The sequence below is a fragment of the Jejuibacter sp. L23 genome (assembly GCF_050815825.1).
Taxonomy (GTDB): domain Bacteria; phylum Pseudomonadota; class Gammaproteobacteria; order Enterobacterales; family Enterobacteriaceae; genus Jejubacter; species Jejubacter calystegiae.
In genome coordinates, this window is sequence record NZ_CP138199.1 from 2,072,871 (window position 1) to 2,088,325 (window position 15,455).

Annotated in this window: 14 protein-coding genes; 12 read left to right on the plus strand and 2 right to left on the minus strand. The window is 57.6% G+C overall.

Annotated elements, in window-relative coordinates:
• A complete protein-coding gene (locus SCU88_RS09535; RefSeq protein WP_175339859.1) occupies window positions 1–924 on the plus strand; it encodes a Gfo/Idh/MocA family oxidoreductase in 924 nt (307 codons plus the stop codon).
• A 115-nt stretch (window positions 925–1,039) separates the two neighbouring features.
• Window positions 1,040–2,575, plus strand: a complete 1,536-nt coding sequence (murJ, locus tag SCU88_RS09540) for a murein biosynthesis integral membrane protein MurJ (RefSeq protein WP_138097029.1) — start codon at window positions 1,040–1,042, stop codon at window positions 2,573–2,575.
• Between the two features lie 215 nt (window positions 2,576–2,790).
• Here murJ and rne read toward each other — a convergent pair whose 3' ends face one another.
• A complete protein-coding gene (rne, locus tag SCU88_RS09545) occupies window positions 2,791–6,114 on the minus strand; it encodes a ribonuclease E (RefSeq protein WP_175339860.1) in 3,324 nt (1,107 codons plus the stop codon).
• A 575-nt stretch (window positions 6,115–6,689) separates the two neighbouring features.
• On the opposite strand from rne, the gene rluC reads away from it, so the two are divergent.
• On the plus strand, window positions 6,690–7,643 hold the full coding sequence (gene rluC / locus SCU88_RS09550) for a 23S rRNA pseudouridine(955/2504/2580) synthase RluC (RefSeq protein WP_138097033.1): 954 nt from the start codon (window positions 6,690–6,692) through the stop codon (window positions 7,641–7,643).
• A gap of 12 nt (window positions 7,644–7,655) precedes the next feature.
• On the opposite strand, the gene SCU88_RS09555 is transcribed toward rluC, so the two are convergent.
• Window positions 7,656–8,237: a Maf family nucleotide pyrophosphatase gene (locus SCU88_RS09555; protein ID WP_175339861.1), complete on the minus strand. Its 582-nt coding sequence runs from the start codon at window positions 8,235–8,237 to the stop codon at window positions 7,656–7,658.
• 143 nt (window positions 8,238–8,380) lie between these two features.
• On the opposite strand from SCU88_RS09555, the gene yceD reads away from it, so the two are divergent.
• From yceD to pabC, 9 genes are all read left to right on the plus strand, one after another.
• Complete coding sequence (yceD, locus tag SCU88_RS09560; protein ID WP_138097037.1) at window positions 8,381–8,902, plus strand: 23S rRNA accumulation protein YceD; 522 nt, start codon at window positions 8,381–8,383, stop codon at window positions 8,900–8,902.
• Between the two features lie 16 nt (window positions 8,903–8,918).
• Window positions 8,919–9,089 carry a 50S ribosomal protein L32 gene (gene rpmF, locus SCU88_RS09565; RefSeq protein WP_138097039.1) on the plus strand — a complete coding sequence of 57 codons (171 nt, stop codon included), beginning with the start codon at window positions 8,919–8,921 and terminating at the stop codon, window positions 9,087–9,089.
• A 12-nt stretch (window positions 9,090–9,101) separates the two neighbouring features.
• Window positions 9,102–10,136: a phosphate acyltransferase PlsX gene (plsX, locus tag SCU88_RS09570; protein ID WP_138097041.1), complete on the plus strand. Its 1,035-nt coding sequence runs from the start codon at window positions 9,102–9,104 to the stop codon at window positions 10,134–10,136.
• Window positions 10,137–10,142: 6 nt separating this feature from the next.
• Window positions 10,143–11,096, plus strand: a complete 954-nt coding sequence (locus SCU88_RS09575; RefSeq protein WP_175339862.1) for a beta-ketoacyl-ACP synthase III — start codon at window positions 10,143–10,145, stop codon at window positions 11,094–11,096.
• Window positions 11,097–11,114: 18 nt separating this feature from the next.
• A complete protein-coding gene (fabD, locus tag SCU88_RS09580; protein ID WP_175339863.1) occupies window positions 11,115–12,044 on the plus strand; it encodes an ACP S-malonyltransferase in 930 nt (309 codons plus the stop codon).
• Window positions 12,045–12,057: 13 nt separating this feature from the next.
• On the plus strand, window positions 12,058–12,792 hold the full coding sequence (fabG, locus tag SCU88_RS09585) for a 3-oxoacyl-ACP reductase FabG (protein ID WP_175339864.1): 735 nt from the start codon (window positions 12,058–12,060) through the stop codon (window positions 12,790–12,792).
• 154 nt (window positions 12,793–12,946) lie between these two features.
• Window positions 12,947–13,183: an acyl carrier protein gene (gene acpP, locus SCU88_RS09590; RefSeq protein WP_000103754.1), complete on the plus strand. Its 237-nt coding sequence runs from the start codon at window positions 12,947–12,949 to the stop codon at window positions 13,181–13,183.
• A gap of 90 nt (window positions 13,184–13,273) precedes the next feature.
• On the plus strand, window positions 13,274–14,515 hold the full coding sequence (fabF, locus tag SCU88_RS09595; RefSeq protein WP_138097049.1) for a beta-ketoacyl-ACP synthase II: 1,242 nt from the start codon (window positions 13,274–13,276) through the stop codon (window positions 14,513–14,515).
• A gap of 134 nt (window positions 14,516–14,649) precedes the next feature.
• Complete coding sequence (gene pabC, locus SCU88_RS09600; protein ID WP_138097051.1) at window positions 14,650–15,450, plus strand: aminodeoxychorismate lyase; 801 nt, start codon at window positions 14,650–14,652, stop codon at window positions 15,448–15,450.
• Window positions 15,451–15,455: the final 5 nt, after the last annotated feature.

The window sequence follows — 15,455 nt, forward strand, 5'->3', positions numbered from 1 at the left end:
ATGAGGCAGCTACGTATTGGGGTGGTGGGGCTGGGGAGCATCGCGCAAAAGGCCTGGCTGCCGGTGCTGGCCGCCGCCAGTGACTGGCAACTGGTGGGGGCGTTTTCGCCCACCCGCGAACGGGCGCTACCGGTTTGCCAGACGTATCGTATCGACTATTTCTCATCGCTGTCGGCGCTGGCTGCGCAGTGCGATGCGGTCTTTGTTCACAGCGCTACCGCCAGCCATTACGCGGTGGTCAGCGAACTGCTCAGCGCCGGAGTCCACGTCTGCGTGGATAAACCGCTGGCGGAAAATCTGCGCGATGCCGAAAAGCTGGTGGCGCAGGCCAGCCAGCAGCGGCTGTCGCTGATGGTCGGTTTCAACCGTCGCTTTGCGCCGCGCTACCAGGCTCTGAAGGCGACAACCGGCGAACGGGCCTCGTTGCGCATGGATAAACATCGTGCCGACAGCATCGGCCCTGGCGATCTGCGCTTTACCCTGCTCGATGACTATCTGCATCTGGTGGATACCGCGTTGTGGCTGGCCGGGGGGGATGCCAGGCTATCCAGCGGTGCTATCTGTACCAATGATGAAGGGCAGATGCTGTGGGCCGAGCATCACTTCCAGCGTTCTCAGCTCCAGGTCACCACCTGCATGCATCGCCGGGCTGGTAGCCAGCGCGAGCAGGTACAGATGGTGACCGACGGCGGTTGGCTTGAGGTAACCGATATGCGCGAGTGGCGTGAAGAGCGGGGCGCAGGCGTAGTGACCCTGCCGGTGCCTGGCTGGCAGAGTACCCTTGAGCAACGCGGTTTTGCGGGCTGCGCCCGCCATTTTATCGATTGTGTGGCAAATCAGACGGTTCCGGAAACCTCGGGCGAAGAGGCGTTACGTGCCCAGCGCGTGGTGGAGCAGCTGTGGCGCGAGGCCGTCAGCGAATAACCAACGGTAACAACTCCCGGTAGTAATTCATTTTAGCTCGGGTAGACTAAGCGCTTCCTAATCAGACCGGCGCCTGTATTACAGGCGCCCGCGTTGTCTATGGAACAAGGGATCCATGAATTTATTAAAATCGCTGGCGGCAGTCAGCTCTATGACCATGTTTTCACGCGTGCTGGGTTTTGCACGCGATGCCATTGTGGCGCGCGCCTTTGGCGCAGGGATGGCGACAGACGCCTTCTTTGTGGCGTTTAAACTTCCCAACCTGTTACGGCGGATCTTTGCCGAAGGGGCCTTCTCCCAGGCCTTTGTGCCTATCCTTGCGGAATACAAGAGCAAAGAGGGTGAAGAGGCGACCCGGCTGTTTATCGCCTATGTCTCCGGGCTGTTGACCCTGGCGCTGGCGGTGGTCACCATCGCCGGAATGCTGGCGGCGCCCTGGGTGATTATGATTACGGCGCCGGGCTTTGCCGATACGGCGGATAAATTTAACCTCACCAGCCAGCTGCTGCGGATTACCTTTCCTTATATCCTGTTGATCTCGCTGGCATCGCTGGTGGGGGCCATTCTCAATACCTGGAACCGCTTTTCGGTGCCGGCCTTTGCTCCCACGCTGCTGAATATCAGCATGATTGGTTTTGCGCTGTTTGCCGCGCCTTACTTTAATCCTCCGGTACTGGCATTGGGCTGGGCGGTCACCGTCGGCGGTGTGCTACAGCTGTTTTACCAGCTGCCACATCTGAAAAAAATTGGCATGCTGGTGCTGCCGCGCGTGAGCTTTAAAAACGCCGGGGCGCTGCGGGTGGTGAAACAGATGGGGCCCGCAATCCTCGGCGTTTCGGTCAGCCAGATCTCGCTTATTATCAACACCATTTTCGCTTCGTTTCTGGTCTCCGGTTCGGTCTCCTGGATGTACTATGCCGATCGCCTGATGGAGTTTCCTTCCGGCGTGCTGGGCGTGGCATTGGGCACCATTCTGCTGCCGTCGCTCTCGAAAAGCTTCGCCAGCGGTAATCATGATGAATACTGCCGCCTGATGGACTGGGGGCTGCGTCTCTGTTTTCTGCTGGCGCTGCCCAGTGCCGTGGCGCTTGGCGTGCTGGCTAAACCGCTGACCGTATCGCTGTTTCAGTACGGTAAATTCAGCGCCTTCGATGCCGCGATGACCCAGAGGGCGCTGGTGGCCTATGCGGTAGGCTTGATGGGGTTGATCGTGGTGAAGGTGCTGGCGCCGGGCTTCTATTCGCGCCAGGACATTAAAACCCCGGTGAAGATTGCGATTGTGACCCTGATTATGACCCAACTGATGAACCTGGCGTTTATCGGCCCGTTGAAGCATGCCGGTCTGGCGCTCTCTATCGGTCTGGCGGCTTGTCTGAACGCCAGCCTGCTTTACTGGCAGTTGCGTAAACAGGATATTTTCACGCCACAGCCGGGCTGGATGCGTTTCCTGGTGCGTCTGGTGATTGCTGTGGTGGTGATGGCGGCGGCGCTGGTAGGGATGCTGTATGTGATGCCGGAGTGGTCGCAGGGGGGCATGCCGTATCGACTGGCGCGTCTGATGGCGGTGGTGCTGGTGGGGGTTGTGGCTTACTTCGCCACGCTGGCGCTGCTGGGCTTCCGGCCCCGGGATTTTGCCCGCCGTACCGCATAACGCGAATTTCACTAATCGGACCCGGTCAGCCTGTGCTGACCGGGTTTTTTTATCACTGGCGATCCTGCAGGGGGCAAGATAGTGGGGCTGGCGGGTAAAAAAAGAAATGAGGAGCCTGGTGATGCGATAAATAAAGCGATCACACCAGGCTGTTTCTTAATGGCAATAAAAAAAGCCGACCCATAAGGGTCGGCTTTTATCGGCTAAGGCCAGGCTTACTGCTGCGGTTTACCCGCCGGGGCGGTAGCCTGATGGGTAGCGCTATGGCCACCCGCAGAGCCCTTACCGCTAAAGTTAAAGGCTGGACGCACCCAGTCGCTGTGACGCGGCGGCTCTGGCACCCAGGTCGGGGCCGGTGCGCGGCTCATTGGAGCGCTGGCGTGACGGCTTGCCGTCTCATCTACCGATGTGGCGACAGGCTGTGGGGCTACCTGAACCTCTGGTTCTGCCTGAACTTCCGGCGCCGGCTCGGCGGTTTCCTCAACCTGCGGCTGCGGTTCTGCCTGCGGCTGCTCTTCAACCGGAGACTGCGGTTCGACAACGGCTTCCGGCTGCTCTTCAACCTGAGGCTGCTCTTCAGCGTCGGCCTGAGCGATAACTTCAGACGGCTCGACGATTTCCGGCTGCGGCTCTGCAACCGGCGCAGGCACTTCGTCCTGACGCGGTACGATCTTCGCAGGTTTACCACCCGCCGTCATCGGCGGCTCGTGTTCTTCAGCCGGAATAGCCTCTTCGGCAATCCGCTCAGCGGTCGCTTCATCGCGTTCGGCAATCAGCTGCGGCGCTTCGTCCACCGGGGTAGCGATCGCTTCCGGATGCTCGGTCTTCACGATCGGCTGCTCTGGTACGACAGCCTGCGGCTGCGCATCGGTTTCGCTCTGCGGATGAACCGGCGGGATAATCGGCTGATCGGAATGGGTATGCTGTTCCGGCAGCTCCTGCTCTTGAGCGCGGTTCACCGGATAGCTGATCCATACCTTACCGGATGCCAGCTCCGGAGAAGCGCAGCCTGTGGCGATCGGCATCGGCGACTGGCTCGGGTAACGTTCGTCACGATAACGGCGACGACGCTGACCGCTAACCCGCAGATGACGCGGAGAACGACGAGAACGACGCGGCATACCTGCGTTATTCTCGTTGCGGCCGTCGGTATTTTCCTCACCCGCCTCACTGCGCTGCTCTTCCGGTTTTTCAGCCGCTTTCGCGGTTTCGCCTTCGACAACGGCCGGCAACGGAATAGTCGCAACTTCGGTGCCAGACTGGGTGTCATTCGCCATGGCGATGTCTTCGGCGCCATCGGTGATACGGACCTTCTGGCTCAGCTGGCGCTGTTTACGACGCGGCATCACCTGCACGCGCTCTTCCTTACGCTCTTCGCTGGTGGCGTCGCTGACCGTTTCGGCCTGCTTTTCCACCTGCTGCTCTACGACTTTGGCTTCCTGCTGGGTCTGACGCTTCTCGTCGTTGTTACGGCGACGGTTGCGTTCGCGACGCGGCTCGCGGTTCTTCTCGCCTTCACCGGCATCTGCCGCAGTCTGCGTCTTCTGGGTATCGGCATTCTGCTGCTGCGCCTGACGGCGATTACGGCGGTTTTCCTCGCGATTTTCACGATTGTCGCGGTTGTCGCGAGCTTCGCGGTTATCACGATCGCGGCTGTCACGATTGCCGCGCTCGTTACGATCGCCCCGGTCGCGGCGATTGTTGTTCTGACGGCGGTTATTGTTACGGCGATCCGGACGGCCTTCGGATTTCTTCGGCGCTTCCTCGACCTGTTGGGCCGGGGCTTCCGCTTCCGGCTCACCGGCGAAGACTTTCTTCAGCGCGCCGAACAGACGGCTAACCAGACCCGGCGTGGCGACAGCGGCAGCCGCCGTAGCCTGAGGCTGGATAGGTGCGGCAGTCGGGGTCGGCTCGCTCGGCAGAGGCGGTACCTCCGGCATCACAAACGCGGCCAGCGCAGGTTGCTCAGGGGCGCGTCGCTCCGGGAAATCATCGGCGGACGGCATGGCCATCTCTTCTTCATGCAGTTTAGGCAGCTTGTAGCTCAGCGTATTGGTCTCTTCGCCGCTGCGTACCCGCAGTACCGAGTAGTGCGGGGTCTGCATCTGATCGCTCGGAACGATGACGCAGCGCACGCCGCCCTGACGTTTTTCGATAGCGTGAACCGCTTCGCGTTTTTCATTAAGTAGATAAGAGGCGATGGGCACCGGAACGATGGCGTGCACCTCTTTGGTGTTCTCCTTCAGCGCCTCTTCTTCGATCAGACGCAGGATGGAGAGCGACAGCGATTCGTTGTCACGGATGGTGCCGGTACCGCTACAGCGTGGGCACACATGGTGACTGGACTCGCCCAGGGAAGGGCTAAGACGCTGACGCGACATCTCCAGCAGACCAAAGCGGGAGATATGGCTGATCTGAATTCGGGCACGGTCCTGACGCACGGCTTCGCGCAGGCGGTTTTCAACGGCGCGCTGATGGCGTACCGGCGTCATATCGATAAAGTCGATAACAATCAGGCCGCCAAGGTCACGCAGACGCAACTGACGGGCGATCTCGTCGGCCGCTTCCAGGTTGGTGTTGAAGGCGGTCTCTTCGATATCGCCGCCGCGTGTGGCGCGTGCGGAGTTGATATCGATAGCGGTGAGCGCTTCGGTGGTATCGATAACGATAGAGCCGCCGGAAGGCAGACGCACTTCGCGCTGGAAGGCGGACTCAATCTGGGACTCGATCTGATAATGGCTGAACAGCGGGATTTCGCCGGTATACAGCTTGATTTTGCTGCTGAAATCGGGGCGGCCCAGCGCGGCGATATGCTGACGCGCCAGCTCCAGCACTTTCGGGTTATCGATCAGAATCTCGCCAATATCCTGGCGCAGATAGTCGCGGAATGCACGCACGATAACGTTGCTTTCCTGGTGAATCAGGAAGGGAGCAGGGCGGCTTTCGGCGGCCTTTTTAATCGCTTCCCAGTGCTTAAGGCGAAAGCTTAAGTCCCACTGCAGCGCTTCGGCGGATTTGCCGACCCCTGCGGTACGAACGATAAGCCCCATGCCGTCCGGCACTTCCAGAGACGCCAGCGCCTCTTTAAGCTCGGTGCGGTCATCGCCTTCGATACGGCGCGAAATGCCGCCAGCGCGAGGGTTGTTCGGCATCAGCACCAGATAGCTGCCCGCCAGGCTGATAAAGGTGGTCAGCGCGGCCCCTTTGTTGCCACGCTCTTCTTTATCAATCTGGACGATCACTTCCTGACCTTCACGCAGTACATCCTTAATGTTGGGACGACCATGTGCAGAGTAGTTGCTGGGGAAGTATTCGCGGGAGATCTCTTTGAGAGGAAGGAAGCCATGACGTTCGGCGCCATAGTCGACGAATGCCGCTTCCAGGCTGGGTTCTATGCGGGTGATCTTGCCTTTGTAGATGTTCGCTTTTTTCTGTTCATGCCCCGGGCTTTCGATGTCCAGGTCGTACAGACGCTGCCCGTCGACCAGGGCAACACGCAACTCTTCCTGCTGAGTTGCGTTAATTAACATTCTTTTCATCGTAACTAACTCATTATTCTTGCATTAGTGACAGAGCTGCGGGCATGGGACGACTCGCCGGATAAGAACCGATGGCCTCGTGACTAGTGAGCATCGCCGTCAACCTCCCGGTTGTCGCGTGCTATGAGGCGCAAAGTATCGGTAGCCTGCTTTTCAACCGGAAAAGCAGCGCAATTAGTCCTTGGGAACAGCCTGGATTGGTTTCGCCAGAGAAGATTCCGTATACCGGTAAGGTCTGCAACCCGCAGCCCGTAACTGTCTGAAAGTTCATAACGTCTTACGCCATTGCTGCGTGGATGAACGCTCAGACAAAATGGGTAATTCCGCAAAACTTCTTGTTATAACAAAGTATCAGAGCGGAAATCTGCGACATTATTCCACTGCTAACCGCGTTATAGCAAGATGACTTTTGCCTTTTATCACCGGCTTTCTCACAGTTTTTTAACCGGGCCATTTTGGTTGCTGTAATAACGTACAAAAACGGCGGTTTCGCTGTTTAAAGCTGGCTTGATGATAAGTATAGGCTGATAAAAATGAGTGGCGCGAATCCCTGACGATAATTAGAATCGCCGACCATGAAAACAGAGACGCCATCCGTAAAAATAGTTGCCATCTCCGCCGACGAAGCGGGGCAACGTATCGATAATTTTTTGCGCACCCAGCTTAAAGGGGTGCCGAAGAGCATGATCTACCGCATTTTGCGTAAAGGTGAGGTGCGGGTAAATAAGAAACGTATTAAGCCGGAATATAAGCTGGCGGCGGGGGATGAGGTTCGCATTCCACCGGTGCGCGTGGCGGAACGCGAAGAGGCGGCGCTGTCGCCGCATCTGGATAAAGTGGCCGCGCTTAACGACGCCATTATTTATGAAGATGAACATATTCTGGTGTTGAATAAGCCGTCGGGAACTGCGGTGCACGGCGGCAGCGGTTTGAGCTTCGGCGTGATCGAAGGGCTGCGGGCGCTGCGTCCGGAAGCCCGTTTCCTGGAGTTGGTCCACCGCCTTGACAGGGATACCTCCGGCGTACTGCTGGTAGCCAAGAAGCGGTCCGCGCTGCGTTCGCTGCATGAGCAACTGCGCGAAAAGGGGATGCAGAAGGATTACCTGGCGCTGGTTCGCGGCCACTGGCAGTCCCACGTTAAGGCGGTGCGGGCCCCGTTGCTGAAGAACATGCTGCAGAGCGGTGAGCGTATCGTGCGGGTGAGTCAGGAGGGCAAGCCGTCGGAAACTCGCTTTAAGGTGGAAGAGCGCTATGCGTTTGCTACCCTGGTGCGCTGTAGCCCGGTGACCGGACGTACCCACCAGATTCGCGTTCACACGCTGCATGCAGGGCATCCTATTGCCTTTGACGATCGCTATGGCGATCGCGACTTCGACAGGCAGTTAGGGGATACCGGGTTGAATCGTCTGTTTCTGCATGCCGCGGCGCTGCGTTTCACGCATCCGAAGAGTGGTGAAGTGATGCGGGTAGAGGCGCCGATGGATGAGCAACTCCGACATTGCCTGAAGGTGCTACGGCGCGGCGCCTGACCGATAACGGGGTCAGCCCAGCGGGTTGCGCCCCTCATTAATTAGCATCCGACACAGCGCAATCAGCGGCAGTCCCACCAGGGTATTGGGATCCCGACCGTCCAGTTTTTCGAACAGCGCAATTCCCAGCCCCTCGCTTTTAAAGCTCCCCGCACAGTTCAGGGGCTGCTCCCGTTCCACATAGCGCTGAATCTCCGCTTCCGTCAGATGACGAAAGTGTACGTCGAAAGGCTCGCACTCGATTTGCAACTGGCCGTTAGCGCTGTTATAGAGCGCCAGACCGGTATAGAAGGTCACAATATGGCCGCTGGCCTGCTTCAACTGCGCCACGGCCCGTTCGGTAGTGTGGGGCTTACCGGCGATTTCACCGTCCAGCACGCACACCTGGTCGGAGCCGATAATCAGATGCTCAGGATAGCGTTCCGCCAGCGCCTGAGCCTTGGCCTGCGCCAGTCGGGTCACCAACTGACGGGCCGATTCGCCAGGCACTGGCGTTTCATCGACCTCGGGAGCGGCGCTAATAAAGGGGATGCCCAGTTTTTCCAGCAGCATTCGGCGAAACGGGGAGGTGGAGGCAAGCACGACGGATGACATCTTTTTTACCGTTTATAAATAGCGAATAGATGGCCTTCATTTTAAACTGAGGACTCGCGCTTGCGCGAATTAATAGCAAAAGGAAGGGCCGCTCCGCCTTTTCCTTTGACTCCGTGACGTTACAAAGTTAATATGCGCGCCCTATGCAAAAGGTAAAATTACCCCTGACTCTGGATCCGGTTCGTACCGCTCAGAAACGCCTCGACTATCTTGGCATCTACACGCCTGAACAGGCGGAGCGTGTGGCCGAATCCGTCGTCAGTGTGGACAGTGATGTTGAATGTGCGATGTCGTTTGCTATCGACAGCCAGCGCCTTGCTGTTATCACCGGCCATGCCGATGTTACGGTAACGCTAAGCTGCCAGCGCTGCGGCCAGCCGTTTACGCATCAGGTTCACGCGACCTGGTGTTTCAGCCCGGTTGTTAACGACGAACAGGCCGAAGCACTGCCGGAAGCGTATGATCCGATTGAGGTTAACGAATTCGGTGAAATCGATCTGCGGGCATTGGTAGAAGATGAAATCATCCTCTCCCTGCCGGTGGTTCCGGTGCATGATTCTGAACACTGTGAAGTGTCCGAGGCGGACATGGTCTTTGGTGAACTGCCTGATGAGGCGCAAAAGCCAAACCCATTTGCCGTATTAGCCAGTTTAAAGCGTAAGTAATTGAGGAGTAAGGTCCATGGCCGTACAACAGAATAAACCAACCCGTTCCAAGCGTGGCATGCGTCGTTCTCACGATGCCCTGACCACCGCCACTGTGTCTGTAGACAAGACTTCCGGTGAGACTCACCTGCGTCACCATGTTACTGCCGACGGTTTCTACCGCGGTCGCAAGGTTATCGCTAAGTAATCCGGCGATATCTTGACCGATCTAACGCTGGCGTTAGATGCCATGGGCGGGGATCATGGCCCCGCCGTTACAGTGCCTGCAGCCCTGCAGGCACTGAGTACTAATACTCAACTGCACCTTCTGCTTGTCGGTGACCCCGACGCTATCACGCCATTACTTGCCAGAGCCGATTTCGGGCAGCGTTCGCGTCTGCATATTATTGCGGCGGAATCGGTTGTGGCCAGTGATGCACGCCCTTCGCAGGCTCTGCGCAACAGTCGCGGAACTTCTATGCGAGTGGCGCTGGAACTGGTTAAAGAGGGCAGAGCGCAGGCCTGCGTCAGTGCCGGGAATACCGGTGCGCTGATGGGCCTGGCGAAATTGTTGCTTAAACCGCTGGAGGGGATCGAGCGGCCGGCGCTGATGTCGGTATTGCCGAATCAGCGTAAAGGTAAAACGGTGGTGCTGGATTTGGGCGCGAATGTCGCCTGCGACAGTACCATGCTGGTACAGTTCGCCATCATGGGGTCCGTGATGGCTGAAGAGGTACTGGGGATCCCTGAGCCAAGAGTGGCGTTGCTGAACATCGGTGAAGAAGAGACTAAGGGTCTCGATAGCATTCGCGATGCAGCGGCGCTGTTAAAAACCCTGCCCGGGCTGAACTATATTGGCTATCTTGAAGCTAACGAGCTACTGACGGGAAAGACCGACGTGCTGGTCTGTGACGGTTTTGTCGGAAACGTTACGCTCAAGACGATGGAAGGTGTTGTCAGAATGTTTCTCTCTCTGCTGAAATCGCAGGAAGAGAAGAAAGGGCGGTCGTGGTGGCTGCGTTTGCTTAAGCATTGGTTACAAAAGAAGCTGGCAAGGCGATTCAGTCACCTCAACCCCGACCAGTATAATGGCGCCTGTCTGTTAGGATTGCGCGGCACCGTGATTAAGAGCCATGGTGCGGCCAATCAGCGAGCGTTTGAGGTCGCGATTGAACAGGCAGTGCAGGCGGTGCAGCGGCAGGTTCCTCAGCGAATCGCCGCTTGCCTGGAATCTGTATTACCCGAGAGTGACTGAGCGTACATGTATACAAAGATTATAGGCACCGGCAGCTACCTGCCCGGCCAGGTGCGTACTAACGCCGATCTGGAAAAAATGGTGGAGACTTCCGACGAGTGGATTGTCACCCGTACGGGTATTCGTGAACGTCGTATCGCCGCCGCTGACGAAACCGTGGCGACTATGGGTCATCAGGCCGCATTGCGCGCCCTTGAGATGGCTGGCGTTAACAAAGAAGAGATCGACCTGATTATTGTCGCCACCACCTCTTCCACCCATGCATTTCCCAGTGCGGCCTGCCAGATTCAGGCGATGCTGGAGATTAAAGGCTGCCCGGCTTTTGACGTAGCTGCAGCCTGCGCAGGCTTTACTTATGCGCTGAGCATTGCCGATCAGTATGTGAAAAACGGCGCGGCGAAGCGTGCGCTGGTGATCGGCTCAGACGTGCTGGCGCGTACCTGCGATCCAGCCGATCGCGGCACGATTATTATCTTCGGCGACGGCGCGGGTGCCGTGGTGCTTGGCGCCTCTGAAGAGCCTGGCATCATCTCTACTCACCTGCATGCCGATGGCAGCTACGGCTCGCTGCTGGCCCTGCCTAACGCCGATCGCGTGAATCCGGAAAATCCGATTTATCTCACCATGGCGGGTAACGAAGTCTTTAAAGTTGCCGTGACCGAGCTGGCCCATATCGTTGATGAGACGCTGAAGGCCAACAATCTTGACCGTAGCGATCTCGACTGGCTGGTTCCGCACCAGGCTAACCTGCGTATTATTGGCGCGACGGCCAAAAAGCTCGGTATGTCGATGGATAACGTGGTGGTTACGCTCGACCGACACGGCAATACCTCTGCGGCATCAGTGCCTGCGGCGCTGGACGAAGCCGTTCGCGACGGGCGAATCAAACCCGGTCAGCTGCTGCTGCTTGAAGCGTTCGGCGGTGGCTTTACCTGGGGCTCGGCACTGGTTCGTTTTTGATTAATAAGGATTAAAAACATGACGCAATTTGCATTTGTCTTTCCGGGACAGGGCTCTCAGACCGTGGGGATGCTGTCTGCCATGGCGGCCGACTACCCGGAGATTGAAGCGACTTTCCGTGAAGCTTCTGACGCTCTGGGCTACGATCTCTGGAAGCTCACTCAGGAAGGTCCTGCAGAAGAGCTGAACAAAACCTGGCAGACCCAGCCGGCGCTGCTGACCGCCTCTGTGGCGCTATGGCGTGTCTGGCAGAAGCAGGGTGGTAAAACGCCTGCGCTGATGGCCGGTCATAGCCTGGGCGAATACTCCGCCCTGGTCTGCGCGGGCGTGATCGCTTTTGCGGACGCGGTGCGTCTGGTGGAACTGCGCGGTAAGCTGATGCAGGAAGCCGTACCGGAAGGCACTGGCGCTATGGCGGCGATTATCGGTCTGGACGATGACGCCATTGCCAAAGCCTGTGAAGAAGCGGCCCAGGGGCAGGTGGTTTCTCCGGTCAACTACAACTCGCCGGGGCAGGTGGTGATTGCCGGCCACAAAGAGGCCGTAGAGCGCGCGGGTGTCGCCTGTAAAGCTGCTGGCGCCAAGCGTGCGCTGCCGCTGCCGGTGAGCGTGCCTTCCCACTGCGCGCTGATGAAGCCCGCAGCGGAAAAAATGGCGCTGGAGCTGACGAAAATAGCGTTCAGTGCGCCTGAAGTCCCGATCGTTAACAACGTGGACGTGAAGTGCGAAACCACGCCCGAGGCGATTCGCGATGCGCTGGTCCGCCAGCTCTACAGCCCGGTTCAGTGGACGAAAAGCGTGGAATTTATGGCGGCGCAGGGCGTTAGCCAGCTGTACGAAGTGGGCCCGGGCAAAGTTCTGACCGGCCTGACGAAACGTATTGTTGATACCCTGACCGCGTCGGCCATTAATGAGCCGCAAGCGCTGTCAGCGGCGTTGGCACAGTAAAACGAGGACAACCATGAGTTTTGAAGGAAAAATCGCCCTGGTGACCGGCGCAAGCCGCGGTATCGGGCGTGCCATTGCTGAAACCCTGGCGGCTCGCGGCGCGACCGTTATCGGTACCGCCACCAGCGAAAGCGGCGCACAGGCGATCAGCGATTATCTTGGCGAGCATGGCAAGGGCATGATGCTGAATGTGACCGATGCTGCATCTATAGAATCTGTTCTGGAAAATATTCGTGCAGGGTTTGGCGAAGTCGATATTCTGGTGAATAATGCCGGTATTACTCGCGATAACCTGCTGATGCGTATGAAAGATGACGAGTGGAACGATATTATCGAAACCAACCTGTCATCTGTTTTCCGTCTGTCAAAAGCGGTAATGCGCGCTATGATGAAGAAACGTCATGGCCGTATTATCACTGTCGGTTCTGTGGTTGGTACCATGGGAAATGCCGGTCAGGCTAACTACGCTGCGGCGAAGGCCGGGCTGATTGGCTTCAGTAAATCGCTGGCGCGTGAAGTTGCGTCGCGCGGTATTACTGTGAACGTTGTTGCTCCGGGTTTTATTGAAACGGACATGACTCGCGCGCTGTCTGACGATCAGCGTGCTGGCACTCTGGCGCAGGTTCCGGCGGGTCGCTTGGGCGACCCAAAAGAAATCGCCAGCGCGGTTGCATTTTTAGCCTCTGACGAGGCAGGGTACATCACTGGTGAGACCCTGCACGTCAATGGCGGAATGTATATGGTTTAATCGACGATATTTTTATTTGCATTATGCGGGCGAAAGCACGCAAAATAGCGTAAAATCGTGGTTCGACCAGCCGGGATTTAGTTGCAACTTTTTCAACATTTTATACACTACGAAAACCATCGCGAAAGCGAGTTTTGATAGGAAATTTAAGAGTATGAGCACTATCGAAGAACGCGTTAAGAAAATCATTGGCGAACAGCTGGGCGTTAAGCAGGAAGAAGTGACTAACAATGCTTCCTTCGTTGAAGATCTGGGCGCTGATTCTCTTGACACCGTTGAGCTGGTAATGGCTCTGGAAGAAGAGTTTGACACTGAGATTCCGGACGAAGAAGCTGAGAAGATCACTACCGTTCAGGCAGCCATTGATTACATCAACGGCCACCAGGCGTAAGTGAACATCTCCAGGCGGTCGCTCGACCGCCTGAGTTTTTTCTGTTTTTTGTCCCACTCGTGTCAATAATTCCCTCCCTGGAGGACAAGCGTGTCTAAGCGTCGTGTAGTTGTGACCGGACTGGGCATGTTGTCTCCTGTCGGCAATACTGTAGAGTCCAACTGGGCAACTCTGCTAGCCGGTCAGAGCGGCATCGGCCCCATCGACTATTTTGATACTAGCGCCTATGCAACCCAATTTGCTGGCTTAGTAAAGGACTTTAACTGTGAAGAGTTCATCTCGCGTAAAGATCAGCGCAAGATGGATGGCTTCATTCAATATGGAATTGTCGCCGGCGTTCAGGCTATGCATGACGCAGGCCTCAACGTGACCGATGAGAACGCGCCACGTATTGGTGCTGCCATCGGTTCGGGCATCGGCGGCTTAGGCCTGATTGAAGAGAACCACACCGCGCTGATGAAAGGCGGTCCGCGCAAAATCAGTCCGTTCTTCGTGCCTTCCACCATCGTGAATATGGTGGCCGGACACCTGAGCATTATGTTTGGTCTGCGCGGTCCGAGCATCTCCATCGCTACGGCCTGTACTTCCGGTGTGCATAACATCGGCCATGCGGCACGAATCATCGCTTACGGCGATGCAGACGTGATGATGGCAGGCGGTGCGGAGAAGGGCAGTACTCAGCTCGGCGTAGGCGGCTTCGGCGCTGCGCGCGCACTCTCTACCCGTAACGATAATCCCCAGGCGGCGAGCCGTCCGTGGGATAAAGATCGCGATGGTTTCGTTCTTGGCGACGGCGCCGGTATCCTGATACTGGAAGAGTATGAGCACGCGAAGCGTCGCGGCGCGAAGATCTACTGCGAACTGGTCGGCTTTGGTATGAGCAGCGATGCTTACCATATGACGTCGCCGCCGGAAAACGGCGCTGGCGCCGCGCTGGCTATGCAGAATGCGCTGCGTGATGCAGGTATTACCCCGGAGCAGATCGGCTATGTTAACGCGCACGGCACCTCCACGCCGGCGGGCGATCTGGCGGAAGCTCAGGCGGTGAAGTCGGTATTCGGCGCGCAGGCTAAGAAGGTGATGGTCAGCTCTACCAAGTCGATGACCGGCCACCTGCTGGGCGCTGCGGGCGCGGTAGAGTCTATCTACTCTATCCTGGCTCTGCGCGACCAGACCGTGCCACCGACCATCAACCTCGATAATCCGGACGAGGGCTGCGATCTGGACTTCGTGCCCCACGAAGCGCGCCAGGTCTCTGGCCTTGAGTACACCCTGTGTAACTCGTTTGGTTTTGGTGGTACTAACGGCTCTCTGATCTTCAAAAAGATCTGATTCCGCTAAGCCCCTGAATTCACGTTCAGGGGCTTTTTTGTTTAAGGCCCGCCCTGTCACTTTCTCAGAACTCCCCCCTTGCCCGATTCCCCTGACCCTGAGACCCTGTTGCCTGGGCGTGTAAAGGAGCACCTATGTGGCTGATTAATGGTGAATGGCAGACGCAGATCGCGGCCAGTGACCGGGCGACTCAGTTCGGTGACGGCTGCTTTACCACTGCACGAATTGTGGATGGGAAGGTCCGTTTTGCTGACGACCATCTGAAGCGTCTGGCGCAGGGTTGTGAACGGCTTGGCATTCCGATGCCCGATGAAGAGATCCTGGCCCGGGAGATGTGCGAGCTGGCGCAGGGAGAGGCGCGAGCGACGCTTAAAGTGATGATCACCCGCGGTGAGGGGGGAAGGGGATATAGCGCGCTCGGCTGCGATCGACCCTCGCGTTTGCTGCATCTGGCGCCCTGGCCCATGCACTATGAGGCATGGCGCAACCGGGGTATCCGCCTGGCGCTCAGTCCGGTGCCGCTGGGCTGCAACCCCTGGCTGGCGGGAATTAAGCATCTTAACCGTCTGGAGCAGGTGTTGATTCGCGCGCATCTTGAACAGACAACGGCCGATGAGGCCCTGGTGCTTGACAGCGACGGGTGGCTTACGGAATGCTGTGCGGCTAATTTGTTCTGGCGTAAGGGAACGTCGGTCTTTACGCCCGTGCTGGATCGCGCCGGGGTGAATGGCACCATGCGTCAGCGAATTATGCGCCTGCTGGAGGCGTCCGGGTGGCAGATTCATGAAGTTCGTGAGCGACCCGAAACCCTGGCCAATGCAGATGAAGTGCTGGTCTGTAACGCGTTGATGCCGGTATTGCCGGTGCAGCAGGCCGAACAGTGGCGCTACAGTTCCCGCGAACTGTATCAGTTTTTACTACCGGGATGTGAGTAATCGGT

Bases quoted from the DNA above. Each gene is read 5' to 3' on its own strand.
- rne (WP_175339860.1), bottom strand. From the start codon at position 6,114: ATGAAAAGAATGTTAATTAACGCAACTCAGCAGGAAGAGTTGCGTGTT.
- SCU88_RS09555 (WP_175339861.1), bottom strand. From the start codon at position 8,237: ATGTCATCCGTCGTGCTTGCCTCCACCTCCCCGTTTCGCCGAATGCTG.
- pabC (WP_138097051.1), top strand. From the start codon at position 14,650: ATGTGGCTGATTAATGGTGAATGGCAGACGCAGATCGCGGCCAGTGAC.
- rluC (WP_138097033.1), top strand. From the start codon at position 6,690: ATGAAAACAGAGACGCCATCCGTAAAAATAGTTGCCATCTCCGCCGAC.
- yceD (WP_138097037.1), top strand. From the start codon at position 8,381: ATGCAAAAGGTAAAATTACCCCTGACTCTGGATCCGGTTCGTACCGCT.
- fabD (WP_175339863.1), top strand. From the start codon at position 11,115: ATGACGCAATTTGCATTTGTCTTTCCGGGACAGGGCTCTCAGACCGTG.
- acpP (WP_000103754.1), top strand. From the start codon at position 12,947: ATGAGCACTATCGAAGAACGCGTTAAGAAAATCATTGGCGAACAGCTG.
- fabG (WP_175339864.1), top strand. From the start codon at position 12,058: ATGAGTTTTGAAGGAAAAATCGCCCTGGTGACCGGCGCAAGCCGCGGT.
- SCU88_RS09575 (WP_175339862.1), top strand. From the start codon at position 10,143: ATGTATACAAAGATTATAGGCACCGGCAGCTACCTGCCCGGCCAGGTG.
- SCU88_RS09535 (WP_175339859.1), top strand. From the start codon at position 1: ATGAGGCAGCTACGTATTGGGGTGGTGGGGCTGGGGAGCATCGCGCAA.
- murJ (WP_138097029.1), top strand. From the start codon at position 1,040: ATGAATTTATTAAAATCGCTGGCGGCAGTCAGCTCTATGACCATGTTT.
- rpmF (WP_138097039.1), top strand. From the start codon at position 8,919: ATGGCCGTACAACAGAATAAACCAACCCGTTCCAAGCGTGGCATGCGT.